An 18,458-nucleotide genomic window follows, 5' to 3' on the forward strand; every position below is an offset into this window, starting at 1 on the left:
TCATGAACGTTTTTGAGCGCAAGCCCCAATGGGGTGAGATACATGGATGTATCTCACAAAAGGCGCTCCTCTTGCCTTGATTGACGCTTTTTCAGCTCACAACAGAGGCGGAGATGAAAGATCAACAAGCCCTAGACTGAAGCGGATATCCTGATTTAGTCGGATATCCGCTTTTGATTATTCTGTATCAGCTTCCTGATTGGCTACTGTAATCGCTTCTTCACGTTGTTCGATAGCCATGGTTTCCAGCAGTTTACCCATTGATTGCATCAGCCAGTAACAGGCGTATATCCGGTCATAATAGACTTCGGTATATTCAATTCCGGCGCTAAGCAATTCATTCTCAGTATCTAATAAATCAACTAAGGTACGTTGCCCCACGCGAAACTGGGACGCATACGCTTCACGGGTTTTTTCGGCAGCTTCAACCCGTTGCTGTAATCCCGGTAAACGATTGTTAGCATTTACCAATGCATTCCATGCCAGGCGAACATCCAGCCCAATTTCCCGTTTTGCCCTATTAATCAGCTCTTTTTGCTGTTCACTCAAATGTTCAATTTGTTCTACCCGGGCCATATCTGCGCCGCCATTCAACAGGTTATATTGCAGGCGGAACATCGCATAGAGACCTTTATCTTTGCCTGGCTCACCATCAAGATTGTTATTTGCTGACGCACCCAAATCCAAATCGATACGAGGATGAAACGCAGATTTAGCCGCATTTTCCTGGGCCAGAGAGGCTTCATGATCCGCCAGTGCGCTGCGCAGAGTTGGATGCTGGTTGTAGGCGATTTTTACCGCATCATCCAGCGTGGCAGGGGCTTTGTCGCAGCAATCATCACCGGGGTTACTCAGATCTTCCGGCATTGTTCCAACAACCCGTTGAAAATTGGTTCGGGCATCTTCGATATTGCCAAGTTGTGATTCAAGATTTGACTTTGCCAAAGATAAACGTGCCTGGGCCTGTTCAACATCGGCCTGACGGCCTACCCCGCTCTCAGCCCGTTGCTGGATCTGAGAAAAAATCGTTTCATGCGATTGCAGATTGGTTTGGGTCAGTTCCAAAAGATCCTGTCGACGCAGAACATCAAGATAAGCTTCAATTGCCTGCAAGCTGGTGCGTTCAGAAATATCCGTTACTGCATACCCGGCAGAGTCGGCAGCGGCGGAAGTACGATCGACCTCACTTTTGGTATAAAAGCCATCATATAACATTTGTTTTGCGGTAATGCTGGCCTCGCCTCGCGTCAGCGTCTCGCTGCCGGGGCGTGTAGCGGGATTCTTGGTATATTCACGCCCATATCCCAAATTCAGGTCAACTTTTGGAGCGTAACCTGCACGCGCTTGGTCAATTGTTTTATTCACACTCAATCGACGATATGCTTCGGCCAGAATTTCAGGGTTGCTTTGAATGGTCTGCTCGACGGCCTGAACCAGCGTTTGCGCCAGAATTGTCGGAGAAAAAGCCGTTACACCTGTCAACAAAGTGGTGCTAAGCGCGAGTACTTTAATTTTTCTGTTCATCTATCCAACACTCCATCAGCGAACGTCTATTTCAACACGTCGATTTCTTGCTTCAGCAACTTCATCGGCAGTCTCAATTAACAGCTCCGATTCGCCCATACCTTTGGTTGTAATGATATTTTCCGGAATGCCACGTCGTATAAGTTCCTGGCGAACCCTCTGTGCGCGACGTTCTGACAAGCCAATATTATATTGTTCAGACCCCATAGTATCAGTATGTCCGATAACAATCGCTTCAGCAATTTGTCTCGCTTTTATTTCATCAAAGACTTTTTGAGCCTCTGTTTCTGATTCTGGAGTAAACGTGCTGGTATCAAAGATGAAATACAGACGGGCGCGATAAGGTTCTGCAGGTAAAGCGGCCATCGCAGGTTCCATTTCAGGATCTGCTTCTACCGGCGGTTTGGCACAAAACGGTGATTCGCCCTCTGTCAGCACCATAGGTGCTTCGATCTCTTCTCGCATTTCGGAAGTAGGTGTTTCCGGACCAAATGAATTGACAGCACTGCTGTAACCGCTACATCCGGTGATGAATACGGGAAGTAACAAAAAAGATATCATTCGGAATATATGTGTCAGCATCATGGCGCTTCTTTAGTAAGTGGATCGACTTTTACTGATAATGTTGAACATGAAGCCGTCAGCGTCGTCGTTGGTGTATGGACTTTTACTGCATCCAGTCTTTTGGCAGTCAATTGGCCACCAACTAATGCCAGCGTTCCATTAACAATAGATAAATCTGCCTGTCCTTGTTGTGATTGATTATCAAAATGATAACTGTCAATCGAAAAACGGGTGTTGGGGCCAGCACCGATACGGGTATTGTCGTTAAACAAAATCCCTACACTGCTATTGTTATCGGTATGCAATGCATCATCAATAAAGACTTCATCTCCCAAGCCAACTTTAACAAATTCACCGGCACGAATTAACTGCACATCACCCAGCAGTGTTTTTACCACACCCACACTTTGAGCATACCCTGTCGAGCTAAAAAGCAGAGTGAATGATAATAAAGCTAAAACTATTTTTTTAGGCACCATATCTCTCAGAACCATCCATTGGTTACAGCCGTTATAAAGAAGTCTAACGTTTGATTTAAACACTATAAAAGACGAGATTGCTCTAAATCACATGAATCACAAAATGGTCAGATTCATGGTTTATTCAAAAAGATTCCGCCAATACAATGTGAACTCTGTCACATTTTTTTCGAGATGACTATATTTAACAGAAAAAAAAGCTTATGAATTCAATTTCTTCAAACCAATAAACACGACACCAATTAATAATCGTTTCTTTTGGATTGACTGTTAGCCACATTATCGGCATAAATAGCATCTGGGTGAAGAAAAAATACAATAACAAAATGTAGCTCCAAACAGAGTAGGCGGCTTAATTGACGGTAAAAATTTACCAGGCAATTCGGTCAGCTTGCTTGCTCTGGTCTTAAAGATTGGGTTTCCCTAATTCTTTTTACACATTCATTTTTCTAAGGAATTAACATGAAAATTACAGCTGTATTTTTATCTTTGTTTTTTATCTTTGGACTTGCTGCTTGCAACACGATTGGAGGCATAGGCGAAGATGTAGAGGCTGCCGGTGGTGCAGTCGAAGAATCAGCAGAAGAAAATAAAAACTACTAGTTTTACCTGCTTTTTCAACTAATCTACTTAGTTAAGTTAAAAGAAAAAAGCCCTGCTGACATAACGTTCCGCAGGGCTTTTTTATCGCAATTTTAATGTTTCAAAATCACATATAACGCATGAATAATGCCTGGAATGAATCCGAGCAATGTCAACAAAATACTTAACCAAAAATGTCCTTTAAAACCAACTTCCAGGAACACCCCTAACGGCGGCAGTAAAATAGCGAACAGAATTTTGATTGGATCGGTCGCGGTAAAAGCCATATTGATTTCCTTTATTTTGGTTCGTCGATAAATTGCACCAGCAATCAGTATAGACACACTTCACTGATCCACATTAACCTGTGTTTAATTAAAATCCGGACGATTACGTTGTTAGCTACAGGTCGGCTCAACTCTGCCAGATTTTTATCAGATAGAAATCGATAAGGATAAACACGTGGATAAACCCGAAGATAATCAAAAACCTTCGCTAGATGATGAAACACTTGAACTTGCGCAACAGCTGTTTGAACTGGCACGACATGGTAATACTGAAGCATTAGAAAAACCGCTGGAACTGGGACTGGCCCCCAATATTCGCGACAGCAATGGCAACAGTCTGTTAATGCTGGCGACCTATAATGGTCACGAAGCAATGACCCGACTGTTACTGCAACATGGTGCGGATCCTGAACTTGCGAATTTACGCCACCAAACACCGCTGGCTGGAGTAGCTTTTAAAGGTTATGTAGATATTGCTCAAATATTGATAGAGCATGGTGCGGACGTTAATGCCACCACTCCTGATGGAAAAACACCACTGATGTTTGCGGCTATGTTTAACCAAACAGCAATCATGGAGTTATTACTCTCTCATGGCGCTAATGCTGATTTAAAATCTGCCGAAGGTATGACGGCAATGAGTCTGGCGCAATCAATGAATGCCCAGGACAGTATTCAGCTATTATCCGATCGCTAGTCTTTGCACCTAAACATAATTTTTTCTTATACGCTTCATAAAAATATCTAACTTCTTTTTATCCAAAAAATATGCCTAAACTGCCTATGGTTTTTATTCAGGCAAGGGCGTGATTTTGGCTTAAATCAGTTTCAGCGCCAATCCTGCTTCAAAAAACCTCTGATTTGCAAAGATAAAAAGGTAGGCTTATGGCGTTAATATCAATGCGACAACTGCTGGATTATGCTGCTGAACAACAGTTCGCGATTCCGGCTTTCAATGTCAGTAACATGGAGCAGGTCCAGGCTATTATGCAGGCAGCTGACGCCGTAGACAGTCCTGTTATTCTGCAGGGATCGGCCGGTTCACGTTCTTATGCCGGTGAACCATTTCTCCGCCATTTGATTCTAGCTGCGATAGAACAATATCCACATTTACCTGTTGTGATGCATCAGGATCATGGAGCCGAGCCTGCGGTCTGTGCACGCTCTATCCAATCCGGCTTTAGCTCAGTGATGATGGATGGCTCTTTGATGAGCGATATGAAAACACCTTCATCTTTTGACTATAACGTCGACGTCACCCGTAAAGTGGTCGAAATGGCCCATGCCTGTGGAGTTTCTGTAGAAGGCGAACTAGGCTGTCTGGGCTCACTGGAAACCGGCATGATGGGTGAAGAAGACGGACATGGTTCGGATGACAAGCTGGATCACAGTCAGTTATTAACTGATCCTGATGAAGCGGTTGAATTTATCAGACAGACCCATGTCGACGCGCTGGCTGTGGCCATTGGTACCAGCCATGGCGCCTATAAATTCAGTAAGCCACCGACTGCTGATGTGTTAGCCATCAGTCATCTGCAAAAGTTGCAACAACGTTTGCCAAATACCCACTTTGTCATGCATGGCTCCAGCTCGGTACCACAGGATTGGCTGCAAATCATTAACAATTACGGTGGTGATATTGCTCAAACCTATGGTGTGCCGGTTGACGAGATCGTCTCCGGTATTAAATTTGGCGTACGCAAAGTCAATATTGATACCGATTTACGTATGGCTACCACCGGTGCAATTCGTCAATATCTGGGTCAGCCGGAACATGCCAGCGATTTTGATCCACGTAAATTCTATAAAGCCGCTACCACAGCAATGCAGGCGATCTGCCAATCCCGTTATGAAGCTTTCGGTAGTGCAGGACATGCCAGCAAAATCAAAGTGATTTCACTGGAAAAAATGGTGAAACGTTATGCCTCAGGAGAGCTTTCCCCCAAAGATCTCTGATTTATCTCCGTAACAAATCTCTGCCTTTTTTGGCATTGGCAGTAAATGGCGTAACCGTTTTTTAAGGATAACAACCATGAAGCCACATATCAGCTTGACCCAATTTATTATTGAGCAACAACGCAGCATCCCCAACGCATCTGGCGATTTCACCATGCTGCTTAGTGATATTGCCAGTGCTTGCAAGCGTATTACTCATGCCGTCAGTCGTGGTGCAATGACGGGTCAGCTTGGCAGTGCCGAAAGTGAAAATGTGCAAGGTGAAACCCAAAAGCAGTTGGATATTATTACCAACGACATCATGGTTGATGCTCTGGAGTGGACCGGCCATCTTAGTGGCATGGTCTCTGAAGAAATCGATGAGCCGATTGTCATACCTGGGCACTTCCCCAAGGGAAAATATCTCGCTCTGTTTGACCCATTGGATGGTTCATCAAATATTGATATCAACCTGACCGTAGGCACTATCTTTTCAATATTAAAGGGCCGCGAAGGTCGTAATGCCAGCCTGGAAGATTTTCTGCAACCAGGCAACCATCAGGTTTGTGCGGGGTTTGTTTTATATGGTCCTTCAACCTTGATGATTCTCACCACAGGGCATGGTGTTAATGGCTTTACTTTGGATCCGGATATCGGGGAGTTTGTGCTGACCCATCGCAATATGACCATTCCCGAAGATTCGCAGGAATTTGCCATCAATATGTCCAATCAGCGTTTCTGGGAAGCGCCTGTGCAACGTTACATTGATGAATGCATGCGAGGCAGACAAGGCCCTCGCGGCAAGGATTTTAATATGCGCTGGGTCGCTTCTATGGTCGCTGAAGCGTATCGAATTCTGACCCGAGGCGGCATCTTCCTTTACCCACTTGATCAGCGTGAGCCAGACAAAGGTGGCAAGTTGCGTTTGATGTACGAAGCCAATCCAATCGGCTTTATTATTGAGCAGGCCGGAGGTCTTTGCTCCACTGGCCGACAACGCATTCTGGATATTCAGCCTGAGAGTATTCATCAACGTATACCGGTCATTCTCGGCTCAAAAAATGAAGTTGAACGGGTGGTTGATTACCATCAGCAAGCGTAAACAGTACCAGTGATCCAAACCGTTTTATCTAAGGTGTAAACATTATGCGTAAACCATTGGTGGCCGGAAATTGGAAAATGAACAATCCAACCGAAAGCCCACGAACATTACTCCAGAATATTTTACACAGCGCCCATATGCTTGACAGCATCCTGTCCAGCAGTGAAAACGCCCTACCAATAGATATCGCTCTGTTTCCGCCATCAGTGTATCTCAGAGAAGCACAGGAAGTGCTGTCCGGTTCCAGACTTCAATGGGGCACCCAAAATGTCTCTGCCTATGATGAAGGACCTTATACCGGTGAGATTTCGGCTTCGATGATTAAAGGCTTTGGCTGTCACTACGTTTTAATTGGCCACTCAGAACGTCGTTGCCTGTATGAAAAGCTGGAACTCGATCAGTATGTTTTAGATCAAATTGTCGCTGAAAAATATGCCCAGGCAATCAACAATGATCTCACTCCAATTATCTGCATCGGCGAAACAGAAGATGACTATGAATCAGGCAAGACGGAGGAAGTGATTGCTCGCTTACTGGATATTTTAATTGCTCATAAAGGGCCAAAAGCATTAGCCAATGTAGTGCTGGCCTATGAACCTGTATGGGCTATCGGCTCCGGCAAATCTGCTACACCGGAATGGGCTCAGAGTGTACACAGCTTTATGCGTCAGCGAATTGCCAAACATGACCAGGCCAGCAGTGAAACTGTTCGAATTATTTATGGTGGTAGCGTCAAAGCCCATAATGCTGCGGCAATCTTCTGCCAAGCAGATGTTGACGGCGGCCTTATCGGTGGCGCTTCACTCGACGCCGAGGAATTTATCCAAATCTGTTTTGGTGCGACTCAATCCTACACTTGCCAGCCTGGCCATATGAATATCCCACCAGAACTCGAAGCTGGGACTAACAAGGGATTATGAACTTGAGAATAAAGCTTCTGGAATCCTGTTTTAAGGTGGGTTTTCCCAAAACCTCTCGTAATAAGTAACAGTGTTGTGGTCTATTAGTGAAATAACACCATAAATTTGACTCTTCTTGCTATGGATTACAGTAATTACAGCAGGCTGGATTTCCATTTAAATTTTTAAGCTCTGACTCACTGTAACCACATGATTTGCAACAACTCACCAGCGCCTTGACTTCATTGGTAGGCTGGCCGCATAACGCACAAGTCGGTCCAAATTCTCTAACGTCAGGCCAAAAATCCATTTCTGCACAATTCGGACATTTACTCTGTAGCCGCTCTGCGAGGTTTAAAGCAGCTTTTTGCAGCATAATCTGTCTGAGTGGAGAATTCATTGCTCTGAGATCAGGTGTCAGATAAACAGGCCATTCTGTATAGGGTGTTTGATGTATAGCAATAACTTCGGTGTCTGAGAGTCCTTTCAAAATGCCATCCGGGCAGGTAAGTATCCATTTCTGTCTCTCAAAGTCAGCCAATTTTTGTTTCAAATCTTCTAATGACTCTGCAGTTAGCTCCCTAAGTGGTGTCGGCCCCTCAGCTTGGGCAAAAATTATCAGTTCTGGTTCTTTCTGAAACAGGCAAATTATTTCCTGATTCCAGCTCATAAAGCCCTCCAGCGGACCACCACCAAAGCTGCCTTCGCTACCGAGTCCAACGTTAATACCACTCAGTTCTACTGCTTTTTTGGCTTTTACTAAGGCACATTCTCTGGGAGATAATTTTCTGGGTATTTCCCCAGAGAAAGTGCCAAGCTGATCGGTATCAAAAAAGTCGATTTCTACCAGTTCGATACCAATCTCATACAAAACCGGTGCCAGTTGTTGAGATTTACGATGTTTGGTTAGAAGAGCTACCGTTTTCAAAAATAACCCTCCTGCTTTTTTCTCTCCATAGAGTTGGCCTGATCTTTATCCAGCATTCTGCCCTGCCGCTCACTGGTTCGTGAGTTCATCATTTCAATAATGATATCGCCCACTGTTTCAGACCGACTTTCAACCGCCCCGGTCTGGGGGTAACAACCGAGCGTTCGGAAGCGTATCCAGCGTTCTTCTATGCTGGCTTTTTCTGAGTCCGTGAGATAAGGCAAGACACGTTGATCATCAAGTCCCAGAATCTGGCCGGTTCCCTCATCCACCCATGAAAGTCTGGGTTTGGCGAAATAGAGTGGAACGATATCGATGTTTTCTTTGAAGATGTACATCCAGATATCCAGCTCAGTCCAGTTAGATAAGGGGAAAACCCGTACCGTTTCTTTGGAATTGATCCTGGTGTTGTAAATGTTCCAGAGCTCGGGACGCTGCGATTTCGGATCCCACCGATGTGAAGTGTTTCTGATTGAGAAGATTCTTTCTTTAGCTCTGGAGCGCTCTTCATCACGGCGAGCTCCGCCTAGTGCTGCATCAAAACCATGCTTATCCAGTGCCTGCTTGAGGGCGACCGTTTTCATCAAATCATTATAGATCACAGAACCAGAGGCAATCGGATGAACACCTTCGGCCAAAGCAGCCTCATTGATATGCACGATGAGATCCAGATCATGCTTATCAATCAGTCGATCACGGAAACTGGCCATTTCAGCGAATTCCCAGGTCGTATCAATATGTAACAGCGTAAATGGTACTTTGCCGGGTGCAAATGCTTTACGGGCGAGGTGCAGCATGACAGTTGAATCCTTACCGATTGAATAAAACATGCAGGGGTTTTCAAAACCAGCAGCCACTTCACGCATGATATGAATGCTTTCGGCTTCCAGTTGCTGTAGGTGGTTGAGTGTTTTCATTACACCAGCTCCCAGTAATCGGGACGATAACGTTCAATGCTGTTGTCATCATTCCAGCAAAACAGAAATAACCAGTTGTTATCCACTAGCTGTCGAACTGTTTCATGTGAGGCGATAACGTTTTCTATCGCCGCTTTTGGAGCAGCAATGTAAACGCAGAGTCTGAGTGGTTGATGACGCCATTCATTCCCGTCGTGGATTGACTGGAAAGGCAAGCCAATCCGCAAATCCCCGCCATTCCCCTCAAAAACCCCGATATGCTGATTCACTGCATTGTGAAGCAGCTTGTTACCACTACCGAAGAAGTCGTTATCAACCACGGACAAGTTGTATTGCATGTTTATCCAGTGCGTCACCACCATCGGTGCAGTCATGATCTGCTCCAGTAACGCGGCATCCGGATCCTGATGCCAGTCGTAATCATGCAGGAATGCTCGCCCATCAAGTGGCAATGCTCGAGTCCTGTCACGTGGTGCCACAATAAACACGGCGTTGTTGGCTAGTCCCCATTCAGGGCGGACTTCTGACCAGTCTCTGGCACGATTTGACAGCGCTTTCTCCAGTTTCTTGTCATCAAGCTCCTGCAGTCCCGCCTCTATCGTCGCTGCGCGTTCACGACGCGTAGCGTTGGAAGCCTGTTTCAACCAAGCCTCGATATCAGTGTCGATTTCCCCGAAGCAACTCACTTCATCCGTAGTTGTGTTATGCAAACCGGCAACAAAACGTGTCTTTTTGGGAATCTGAATGCCCTCTTCTACCAGCTTCTGTCTTATTGACGCGTCATTGAGCAGACTCGCCAGTACTCGCACATTGACCTCACCGGTCTGCCCGCCACAGGCACCGCAATCGAGACCCGAGGCATGGAGATTATTGCGCGTCTCACTGCCATGACCTAGCAAGAGTACGGTCGGAGCAAACTGCCGGGTAAGCCCCATGCCTTTCAGTACGCCACTGACCAGACTGGTTTTCTCTTCAAGACTGAGGGGCTGGTCCTGGCTCAGTAGTTCCCAGTCATGATGGTGACTGAGTGAATCAATCAGGTTCTCTTTTTTCTTGCGGAGAAAATTGTCCTTAAGTAGCTTGAACGCATATGTCCAGCCCACAGTTTCGACCATGGTGAACGCCGATACGGAGGAGTTGCCCCAACTCTTCCAGTGGCTCAGCGTGTATAGGTTGTGAAGCTGATCCTGACGCGCTTTTTTCTCACTGACCTTGATGGCCGGTGCAACCAGACCGGGTAACTGAGGACGCACTGTCGGTGTGTCTGCAGGCTGATAACTGATTGGCAGCCCATAGAATCCGGCAAAGCCGATGGTCTGAATTGCCTGACTCTGATTTTCAAGTGATCTTCTGAAACGTTCGGAACGAACGTCAATGCAGAATGCTGCCTGCAACACTGGGGTAGCCTGACCGGGCCGTGCTGGAGTTTTCAAAATCTTGTGCAGCTTTTTCTGGTATTCCAGTTCCGCTGCATGCATCCAAACCCAAAAAAAACGAAGATGCTCTACATGCTCATCAATGAGTTCGTTGATTTGGAACTTCTGTTGTACCCATCGTGCCTTCAGTGTACGAAAGTCTGTTTTCGTCTCTTTATTTTTTAACTGACGCCATACGATAAGATCCCAGGCCATTCTGATGGCAAGTAGAGACTCCACATACTGGCTTTCCTGTCTCAGTAATGTCTTTTCCCAACGCTGCCATGAGAAGTAACTGGCCCAGCCGTTGATACTTAGCAACAGCATATGTGCGTAAAGCTCCAGTTCGTAGGGGCCGAGTTCAAATTCAGCCGCAACTTCTGCAAACAGGCTTTCAAAATCACCAGGCAGGTCTAAAAACGCTTCCCGAAGATGTTTTTCGCCCATCAGCAAGGACATTCCGTAATCATGCGTGGTGAAATCAAGCCAGCGGGAATAAAGGCTTTCCAGGTTATCTGTATGTTGATTAATAAATTCGCCACAAAACTGACTGATTTGATGCACCGTTTCATCCTGCCAGCGCATCTTGTGGTGATCTCGACTCAAATCTGCAATTTCAGCAATACTTAGCCAGACATCAGGCCCGGGCTGTTTCAAACCCGCTTTCAGTGATTCGATATCGGTTGTTGTTTTATAGGCTTTTGCCGCTGTCGTCAGCGATGAGTCCGAAATCTCGCCCTTGTCATAACGGGTTAGTAATTCATCTGCAGACAAGGTCGTTTTGACGTCAGCCAGAGCCGCGAGCCTGGCGGAAACCAACTCTATGGGATGATGACGACATTCCCATAAGGCATTAACAGCGATGAAACGATCTAAAGGCCAGCTGGGCGCAATCAGGGCGCAGGCATTGTGGATGGCTGAAAGTTGTTCACTACTCGCTTCATTGACCGACTCTGCTTTTGCTTCAATCATACCCATGACTCCTCTATAGATTGTTGTTCCGTCTTGCTTTGCTTGATTTTGGGACGCAGTACGACCGGCCAGAGCTGAAGGGTCAGCCGCGTCATCATTTCATCCAGATATAAGCCGGAAAATAACCAGCGATAGAGGGTTTGTGTCTGTTTGGCCTGAGGAAAAAGCCTTATCTGCACGGTCAGCGCAAACAGGCACAAGAACAAGATCATCAGCCAGATATCCATGGCTGAGAACATGTTGGTGTGAGTTAATGATGAAAACATATTCCCGAGCAAAGACTTCCCAGCCAAATAGAAACCCAACAAACCAGCAGCGATGACCAGCGCCGGTAACCAAGCCCGTTTATTGCTTTGGTTAAACGCCGAAACCAGATACAGAGCTAGCGCTGTATTGACCAGCAGCCAGACACTGAGTGGCCCGTCATAGCTTGTTAACAATGGAATAGCGGCCGTAACGGCGACGGCCAGAGAGAGACAGATAACAGCACTTTCAAAACTGACCTTTTTCTGCGGTGCCAACTGCTTGAGACCAAAGTCATGGACTGCTTCGCCGGTGCTCAGGAAAGCATAGGCCTTGTACAGTGAGTGTGTAATCAAGTGCAGTAATGCCAGTTCATAAAGACCCAGCGCGCATTCAATCAGCATCAGTCCCATCTGGGCACAGGTAGACCAGGCAAGCCGGACTTTGATGCTGATTCTGGTCACCATCACCAGTGCACTTATCAACGTGCTCAGGCCAGCAACAATAATTAGCGTCCACTGGGCGACCGGTGCCAGTGCCATCAGTGGCGCAAAACTGATAAGCAGAAAACCACCCAGATTAATAATACCGGCATGTAAAAGCGCACTGATAGGCGTCGGTGCTTCAACAACCTGTATCAGCCAGCCATGCAGAGGCAGCTGAGCACACTTGATTAAGGCGGTTTGTGCAATCAGAAAAGCGGCCAGCTTTTCAATAAAACTCAACTCATATGTCGTCGCCAACCCCTGGTAATGGTCAAGTATGACGTTCAGCTGGAAAGTACCATGATGAGAATATAGCAGGAGGACAGCCCCCAGAAGACATGCCTCAGCCAGCCGCGCGAGAATGAATTTTTTATGTGCAGCAAAAACAGCACGTGGTCTATCAGGATAAAACAATAGCAAGCGATGGAAACATAGACTGATTGAGACCCACCCTAACCATAACAACAACAGATTATTACTCAGCACAACAACAGACACCGATGTCAGGCTCAGTAATAACCAGCGCCAGAACTTATGAGATTGCTTTTCTGAACGCATATAACCTTCAGAAAATTTAATAAGAATGATGGCCATGAAGCTGACCAGAAACAACACGGTAAGATTGATGGCATTAAGCCTTAAAAGATATTCTGAGTTTTGTTCCGTAATTCTAAAGAAAGCAATAGCCACCAGAATTGTGGATATACCTAAAGCAATTGAAATAGCTCGCAATAATATTTGCCGCTTGATTTCAGTCAGCCTAGGGTTACCTGCAATCAAGGCCCCTGCCGCTAAAACCAACGGAATAAGAATGGAAAAGAATTGATTCATAAACATACCTCCTTAGCTGGCGGAAGTATGTCAAACGCGATAACATAAATAAAATAGATATTTATTAATTAATTGATAAGTTTAACTTAACTATGGCTAAAATTAACTATCACCATCTCTTTTATTTTTGGCGTATCGCGCTATCAGGCAGTATCACGCAAACTGCCAATGAATGTCATGTCTCACAGTCGGCGCTATCGCAACAAATTAAACAGCTTGAGAACACTATGGATGTCCAGTTATTTGACCGAGTTGGCAGACAACTCGTGCTAACTGATATGGGTAGAAAAGTACTGAACTATGCAGATGAAATTTTTACCACAGGTGAAGAGCTGCAATCATTCCTGAATAAAGGAGATTCATTCACACAGCGTCATATCAACATTGGCGTATTAACGACTCTCTCGAGAAACTTTACCGAAACTTTTATCAGCCCCTTACTGAAGGAATCCAATGTCAGCTTCACCTTATCGACGAGAGGGATGACAAACTTGCTTAATGGATTGACCAGTCACGAACTTGACTTGGTACTCACCAATCGTTCGGTAAACGAGCAAAATGATGATGCCATCTGGCAAAATCAACTGGTTTCACGACAGTCAGTTTCAATCATTGGGCCGGCCGAACACAAACCGAAGACTAGCTTTCCGCATGGTTACGATGCCTTGAAATGGGTTTTACCAACGGAGATCACAGAAATCCGTTCTGGATTCAATGCTTATTGTTCCGCTTTAGGTTATAAACCCGAAATCATTGCAGAAGCCGATGATATGGCAATGTTACGATTATTGGTTCGGGATAGTGGTGCCGTTACAGCCCTACCTAGTGTCGTTGTCAAAGACGAAATTAGCAGTGGTCGACTAGCTGAATATCAAATTTTGCCTAATGTTTTCGAAAACTTTTATGCCATAACCATCCGCCGCACTTATATGCCAGATATCGTCAAAAGGCTGCTTCACAGTAATATTATAGCCAAATAATTTTAGGGCTAGATTATCCGAAGTGTCATAGAGAACTTCCGGTTAATCCCATGCAAAAAACCCGCAGACAAAAAAGCGGTTAACCGAAAATCGACTAACCGCTTAGTGTAATTGGTGCCCCCCCCAGGACTCGAACCTGGGACCATGGGATTATCAGTTTTGAAATACAACATTAAGCTAATGTTTTTATTAAACTTTACTGATGCACTCGTTGCGTATTTTGCACCACAACGCATAACTTTTGATAACTTATCCCCGCAAAATTCCCGCAGAGCATCACTATTCAAAAAAGTTAAAAAGTAGGTGGTTTTATTTCAGGTTTTACAGTTTTCCTGCATCAAGAACGCACCAAAAAATTGAAATGCCACATTACTATTAAGACTAAACTTTAAGTAGAACGCAGCGTTTTTATCTCATCCAATAGTTCAAGTGCCAGTGCGGCACCCGCCAAATTCACCTCAAGGTCACGCTGCAGTCGAGTGGCAATATTTACCCGCACGATACTACTACTATTAAACTCCCAACGGATGTGACTTGTTTGAAAATTCAATGGCTCGATAACGCCATACTCTACCATTGTTAAAATTTCCTCTACCGACAAATCACAACAGTGACTCAGCTTAATCAATGACACCGGTTCGCCGTCATCTACAATGATCCCAGTATATGATTCAATAACATCATTATTCATCTTATACCCCCTAACTTATAACGAGGATTGAAATTGGACGATGCTTTTTTGAGCTCCTGATATAAAGACTTTTCTTTGTCACTCAATTGTTCAGGCATGGCAATTTCTAAAATGACATAAAAATCACCAGGAGATTTGCTTGGAATGCCTCTCCCCTTAAGACGCATCCGTTTACCGCTGGACGATCCTTCTGGGATCTTGAGTTCAACATTGCCCCCAGGTGTCGGTAGATTTATTTTACTGCCAAGCGCTGCTTCCCAAGGTGTAATTGGTAATTCCAGCGTGACATCTGAACCATCTACTTGATAGTGAGAGTGTGGATTGAATTCTATTTCCAGATATAAATCGCCCGATGAACCGCCACCAGTGCCAACACTGCCTTGTCCTTGCAACCTGATGTACTGTCCTTGCTTAACCCCTTTGGGTATTTTGACATTGAGCGTACGATTTTTTAATTCAGGGTGACCATTTTTATCGAGTACCGTCGATTTTATGGTGAGACTCCGGGAAGCGCCTCGGTAGGCGTCTTCAATGTCGATAAACACTTTGGCGTGAGTATCTCGTCCCCTAGCTTGATATGCGGAACGTCCATGACCACTCGCGTTGTATTGATGCCTGGCCCCAGCTTGTCCAAATAGATTTTCAAAAAAGTCACTGAAATCAGCATCTCCAAAAGTATTTCCACCTGAACCACCACCATGAAACTCAAAGCCTGCATTCCAGTCAGGCGGAGGCTCAAAGCCAGTTTGCCCAGCTTGCCAGCCAGCAGCACTTAATTGATCATAAGCTGCACGCTTCTCAGGATCTTTTAAGACCTCGTAAGCTTCACCAACTTCTTTGAATTTCTCCTCAGCATCTTTTTCTTTACTGACATCAGGATGATATTTACGCGCTAACTTACGATAGGTACGTTTGATTTCTTCTTGGGACGCATCTTTAGACAGGCCCATAATTTTGTAATAGTCCTTGTACTCCATGCTCATCCCTCTTGTTTTGATTAAAAAGCATTAACTTATAGTGAGCACTTTTGTTCTTAAATCACACAGTTCCAAGTATCTGCTTCGAAATAAAAGCTGTCCAGCCAATCCGTAGCGACTCAAGAAATAGAAAATTAAAGCCTTATGGATGGACGTGCTTCTCTAAATTCAACGAGATTGATGAAACCTTTGCTCCGGATAGCTGAGGCTGCTAATTGAAGCATTAATTTCTTCACGAACGTAAAACACGGAGTTTGTCTACATGAAATAAAAACAAAAAAGCCTCAGCGCTAAAATTAGCACTAAGGCTTTGATTTATATGGTGGGCCCACCAGGACTCGAACCTGGGACCAAGGGATTATGAGAATTATGGGCCTAAATTTGAAATTCTTTGATAGTCTTTTAATATCATTAACTTATCTAACTTTCGCATGTAATCGAGTTTGACATTTTTTGCATAAAATCGCTATTATTTGAGCGCTACTGTCTACATAGTGTCTACATGGGGCCCATAGGGATTTTTTACAAAGACTAGGATTCAAACACGTGCAAAAACCTTCATACACAAGCCATATCTTATTGTTTTTAAATGAAAACATCTCATGTAGACACTCATGAGGATCACAAAATCATTTGTAGACAAGACGCTTCCACCCACTCCAAAACCTGGCCAAGTGTCTACACAGAGCTTCTATCGAGACGATTCTATTCCTGGCTTTGCTCTGAGAATTACCAGTAATGGGGCTAAATCCTTCATCGTTGAAAAACGCATTAATGGCCGTGTTAAACGCATTACGCTAGGTCGCTACGGTAATTTAACCGTTGAACAAGCTCGTACCCAAGCGATGAACATTTTAGGGCAAGTCGCCACAGGCAGAGATCCCCTCTCAGAAAAACGGGAAAAGAATGCTCGTTCCATTACCTTGATAGAAGTCTTTCGAGATTACTTAGCCACTCGAAAAGATCTCAGTGAAAGCACTATTCACGATTACACCCGACACATAGATACATCATTTGCTGACTGGCAGAAAAAACCCATTGCTGAAATCACTAAAGATATGGTGGAAAAACGGCATAGAGAGTTAGGCAAAAAAAGCCATGCTAGAGCTGACGGATCTATGAGAGTGTTAAAAGCCTTTATCAACCATGCCAAAAACAAATTTGAAGATGCTAATGGCAATCCGATCATTTTGGTTAATCCGGTTGAACGGCTGAGCCAAATTCGAGCATGGTATAAAGTTGAGAGACGTAAAACGCTGATTAAACCACATCAGCTTTCAGCCTGGTATCAAGCCACACTTCAATTGAATTATGAAACAACCAGAGATTATCTGCATTTCCTGTTATTTACAGGCTTAAGACGATCGGAAGCAGCAAAGCTACAATGGCACCAAATTGATTTTGAAGATCTGACATTCACTATTGAAGAAACAAAGAATGGAGAAGCTCACACCCTCCCCTTATCTGATTTTTTAGAATCATTACTTCGAAGAAGATACGAATCCAGACAAGGTTATTATGTATTTCCAAGTGACTCGAAAACAGGTTACATACAAGATCCACGTAAGTCTTTACTTCGAGTTTACGAGTTATCAGGCGTAGAGTTTAAACTTCACGACCTCAGAAGAACTTTTTTGACAATTGCAGAAAGTATCGATATTCCTGCTTATGCTTTAAAACGGTTAGTAAATCATAAAGATCCAAGAGATGTTACAGCGGGCTATATAATCAGTAATGTTGATAGACTAAGAGAGCCCATGCAAAAAATAACTAACTTCATCAAACAAGCTGCCTCAATAGATTAAAGGATAAGTAGGATGCTGCCATGGAATGCAATTACAGATATAGCTCAAAGTTATGGAGTTCCAAGCGTATTACTTTTAGCTGGAATGCTTATATCCCGCCTTTACTATAAATTTAAAGTTGATACTGAAACGGTCCGAAAGCTTAAACATGAAGAGATTCAACTTTTATTAACAATTTTGTCGGATAAGAACGCCAATCAAAAGTTTCTTATTGAACAAATTATCGAAACGAAATATGGAAGGCCTATTTCCTGGAGGGAAATATCTTACCTCTTGAAGTTAGTCTCACCTTCTGAAGCCCTTTCACTTTATGCCGATTCACACTATTGGATTGAGTTTCCATATTCATCCAATAAGCCAGAATTTCGAGGTTATTTTCAAAAGCCAATATATAGGAAATGGCGTAAACGTTTTAATGTTGGCTCTTATTTCTTCCTTAGCTTTAGTACTCTAATAGTTTTTATCAGCTTTCCATGGATATTTGAAAATGATGGCTTGGAAACTGGTCTTAGCTTTGTAGTTGTGACCCTCGTTTTTATGATTTGTGCTTTTTTCTGTTTGAAAGGATATGTAGAACTTAAAAGGGCTGAAAATCTGATGTCTTTGATTGAGTTTTCAGAAGCAAATCCCGACAAAGCCAGAGAGCGATCCTATCTTCTCATCAACAATTAGGTGAGCTTTAATGACCTATGAATATCGTGTTAACACATACGATGAAAATTTCGACTTTTTCGAATCGCAACTTCCAGAAAATACCTTTATTTTTGCTTTTGGTGATCAGCTCAATCGTACTCGAGAACTACTAAATAATAGAACTCATGAATCGCCACTAATTCTTTAGA

18 protein-coding genes are annotated in these 18,458 nt (G+C 44.2%); 8 read left to right on the plus strand and 10 right to left on the minus strand.

The window, feature by feature from the left end:
- Nucleotides 1–177 precede the first annotated feature (177 nt).
- From B4F66_RS02205 to B4F66_RS02215, 3 genes are read right to left on the minus strand one after another with little or no spacing between them, the layout of a single operon-like run.
- Nucleotides 178–1,524, minus strand: a complete 1,347-nt coding sequence (locus B4F66_RS02205; RefSeq protein ID WP_292354267.1) for a TolC family outer membrane protein — start codon at nt 1,522–1,524, stop codon at nt 178–180.
- A gap of 15 nt (nt 1,525–1,539) precedes the next feature.
- Nucleotides 1,540–2,109 carry an OmpA family protein gene (locus B4F66_RS02210; protein ID WP_292402400.1) on the minus strand — a complete coding sequence of 190 codons (570 nt, stop codon included), beginning with the start codon at nt 2,107–2,109 and terminating at the stop codon, nt 1,540–1,542.
- Nucleotides 2,106–2,567, minus strand: a complete 462-nt coding sequence (locus B4F66_RS02215) for a FecR domain-containing protein (protein WP_292354263.1) — start codon at nt 2,565–2,567, stop codon at nt 2,106–2,108. Before B4F66_RS02215 ends, B4F66_RS02210 begins: the two co-directional genes overlap by 4 nt.
- 462 nt (nt 2,568–3,029) lie before the next feature.
- Between B4F66_RS02215 and B4F66_RS02220 the strand changes: the two genes are divergently transcribed.
- On the plus strand, nt 3,030–3,170 hold the full coding sequence (locus tag B4F66_RS02220) for an entericidin A/B family lipoprotein (RefSeq protein WP_292354261.1): 141 nt from the start codon (nt 3,030–3,032) through the stop codon (nt 3,168–3,170).
- A gap of 92 nt (nt 3,171–3,262) precedes the next feature.
- On the opposite strand, the gene B4F66_RS02225 is transcribed toward B4F66_RS02220, so the two are convergent.
- On the minus strand, nt 3,263–3,436 hold the full coding sequence (locus tag B4F66_RS02225) for a YqaE/Pmp3 family membrane protein (RefSeq protein WP_014705602.1): 174 nt from the start codon (nt 3,434–3,436) through the stop codon (nt 3,263–3,265).
- A gap of 175 nt (nt 3,437–3,611) precedes the next feature.
- Between B4F66_RS02225 and B4F66_RS02230 the strand changes: the two genes are divergently transcribed.
- The 4 genes from B4F66_RS02230 to tpiA all read left to right on the plus strand — a co-directional run bounded on the left by B4F66_RS02230 (nt 3,612) and on the right by tpiA (nt 7,393).
- Nucleotides 3,612–4,133, plus strand: a complete 522-nt coding sequence (locus B4F66_RS02230) for an ankyrin repeat domain-containing protein (RefSeq protein WP_292354259.1) — start codon at nt 3,612–3,614, stop codon at nt 4,131–4,133.
- Between the two features lie 188 nt (nt 4,134–4,321).
- A complete protein-coding gene (gene fba, locus B4F66_RS02235; protein ID WP_292354257.1) occupies nt 4,322–5,392 on the plus strand; it encodes a class II fructose-bisphosphate aldolase in 1,071 nt (356 codons plus the stop codon).
- Nucleotides 5,393–5,468: 76 nt separating this feature from the next.
- Nucleotides 5,469–6,473, plus strand: coding sequence for a class 1 fructose-bisphosphatase (locus tag B4F66_RS02240; RefSeq protein WP_292354255.1), 1,005 nt, complete (start codon nt 5,469–5,471; stop codon nt 6,471–6,473).
- 44 nt (nt 6,474–6,517) lie between these two features.
- On the plus strand, nt 6,518–7,393 hold the full coding sequence (gene tpiA, locus B4F66_RS02245) for a triose-phosphate isomerase (RefSeq protein WP_292354253.1): 876 nt from the start codon (nt 6,518–6,520) through the stop codon (nt 7,391–7,393).
- Between the two features lie 118 nt (nt 7,394–7,511).
- Here tpiA and B4F66_RS02250 read toward each other — a convergent pair whose 3' ends face one another.
- From B4F66_RS02250 to B4F66_RS02265, 4 genes are read right to left on the minus strand one after another with little or no spacing between them, the layout of a single operon-like run.
- Nucleotides 7,512–8,300, minus strand: a complete 789-nt coding sequence (locus B4F66_RS02250) for a DUF6671 family protein (protein ID WP_292354251.1) — start codon at nt 8,298–8,300, stop codon at nt 7,512–7,514.
- Nucleotides 8,297–9,217, minus strand: coding sequence for a sulfate adenylyltransferase subunit CysD (gene cysD / locus B4F66_RS02255; protein ID WP_292354250.1), 921 nt, complete (start codon nt 9,215–9,217; stop codon nt 8,297–8,299). Before cysD ends, B4F66_RS02250 begins: the two co-directional genes overlap by 4 nt.
- Nucleotides 9,217–11,604, minus strand: a complete 2,388-nt coding sequence (locus tag B4F66_RS02260; RefSeq protein ID WP_292354248.1) for a YbcC family protein — start codon at nt 11,602–11,604, stop codon at nt 9,217–9,219. The genes cysD and B4F66_RS02260 overlap by 1 nt, the downstream gene beginning before the upstream one ends.
- A complete protein-coding gene (locus B4F66_RS02265) occupies nt 11,601–13,163 on the minus strand; it encodes an NADH-quinone oxidoreductase subunit L (protein WP_292354246.1) in 1,563 nt (520 codons plus the stop codon). Before B4F66_RS02265 ends, B4F66_RS02260 begins: the two co-directional genes overlap by 4 nt.
- A gap of 92 nt (nt 13,164–13,255) precedes the next feature.
- Between B4F66_RS02265 and B4F66_RS02270 the strand changes: the two genes are divergently transcribed.
- Nucleotides 13,256–14,143: a LysR family transcriptional regulator gene (locus B4F66_RS02270; RefSeq protein WP_292354244.1), complete on the plus strand. Its 888-nt coding sequence runs from the start codon at nt 13,256–13,258 to the stop codon at nt 14,141–14,143.
- Between the two features lie 388 nt (nt 14,144–14,531).
- Here the strand turns inward: B4F66_RS02270 and B4F66_RS02275 are convergent, their stop codons facing one another.
- Together B4F66_RS02275 and B4F66_RS02280 are read right to left on the minus strand one after the other, a co-directional pair.
- Nucleotides 14,532–14,834 (minus strand): chaperone modulator CbpM, encoded by a 303-nt coding sequence (locus B4F66_RS02275; protein WP_292354242.1) that lies wholly within the window; start codon nt 14,832–14,834, stop codon nt 14,532–14,534.
- On the minus strand, nt 14,831–15,811 hold the full coding sequence (locus B4F66_RS02280) for a DnaJ C-terminal domain-containing protein (protein WP_292354240.1): 981 nt from the start codon (nt 15,809–15,811) through the stop codon (nt 14,831–14,833). Before B4F66_RS02280 ends, B4F66_RS02275 begins: the two co-directional genes overlap by 4 nt.
- A 614-nt stretch (nt 15,812–16,425) precedes the next feature.
- Here B4F66_RS02280 and B4F66_RS02285 point away from each other — a divergent pair.
- Both B4F66_RS02285 and B4F66_RS02290 read left to right on the plus strand, forming a co-directional pair.
- The gene (locus tag B4F66_RS02285) at nt 16,426–17,616 is read left to right on the plus strand and encodes a tyrosine-type recombinase/integrase (protein ID WP_292354238.1); all 1,191 of its coding nucleotides are present in this window, start codon (nt 16,426–16,428) and stop codon (nt 17,614–17,616) included.
- 12 nt (nt 17,617–17,628) lie between these two features.
- Entirely contained in the window at nt 17,629–18,288 is a 660-nt protein-coding gene (locus tag B4F66_RS02290; protein WP_292354237.1) for a hypothetical protein, read from the plus strand.
- Nucleotides 18,289–18,458 lie beyond the last annotated feature (170 nt).

Origin of the sequence: Methylophaga sp. UBA3603, from assembly GCF_002375335.1 — a bacterium.
Classification (GTDB): domain Bacteria; phylum Pseudomonadota; class Gammaproteobacteria; order Nitrosococcales; family Methylophagaceae; genus Methylophaga.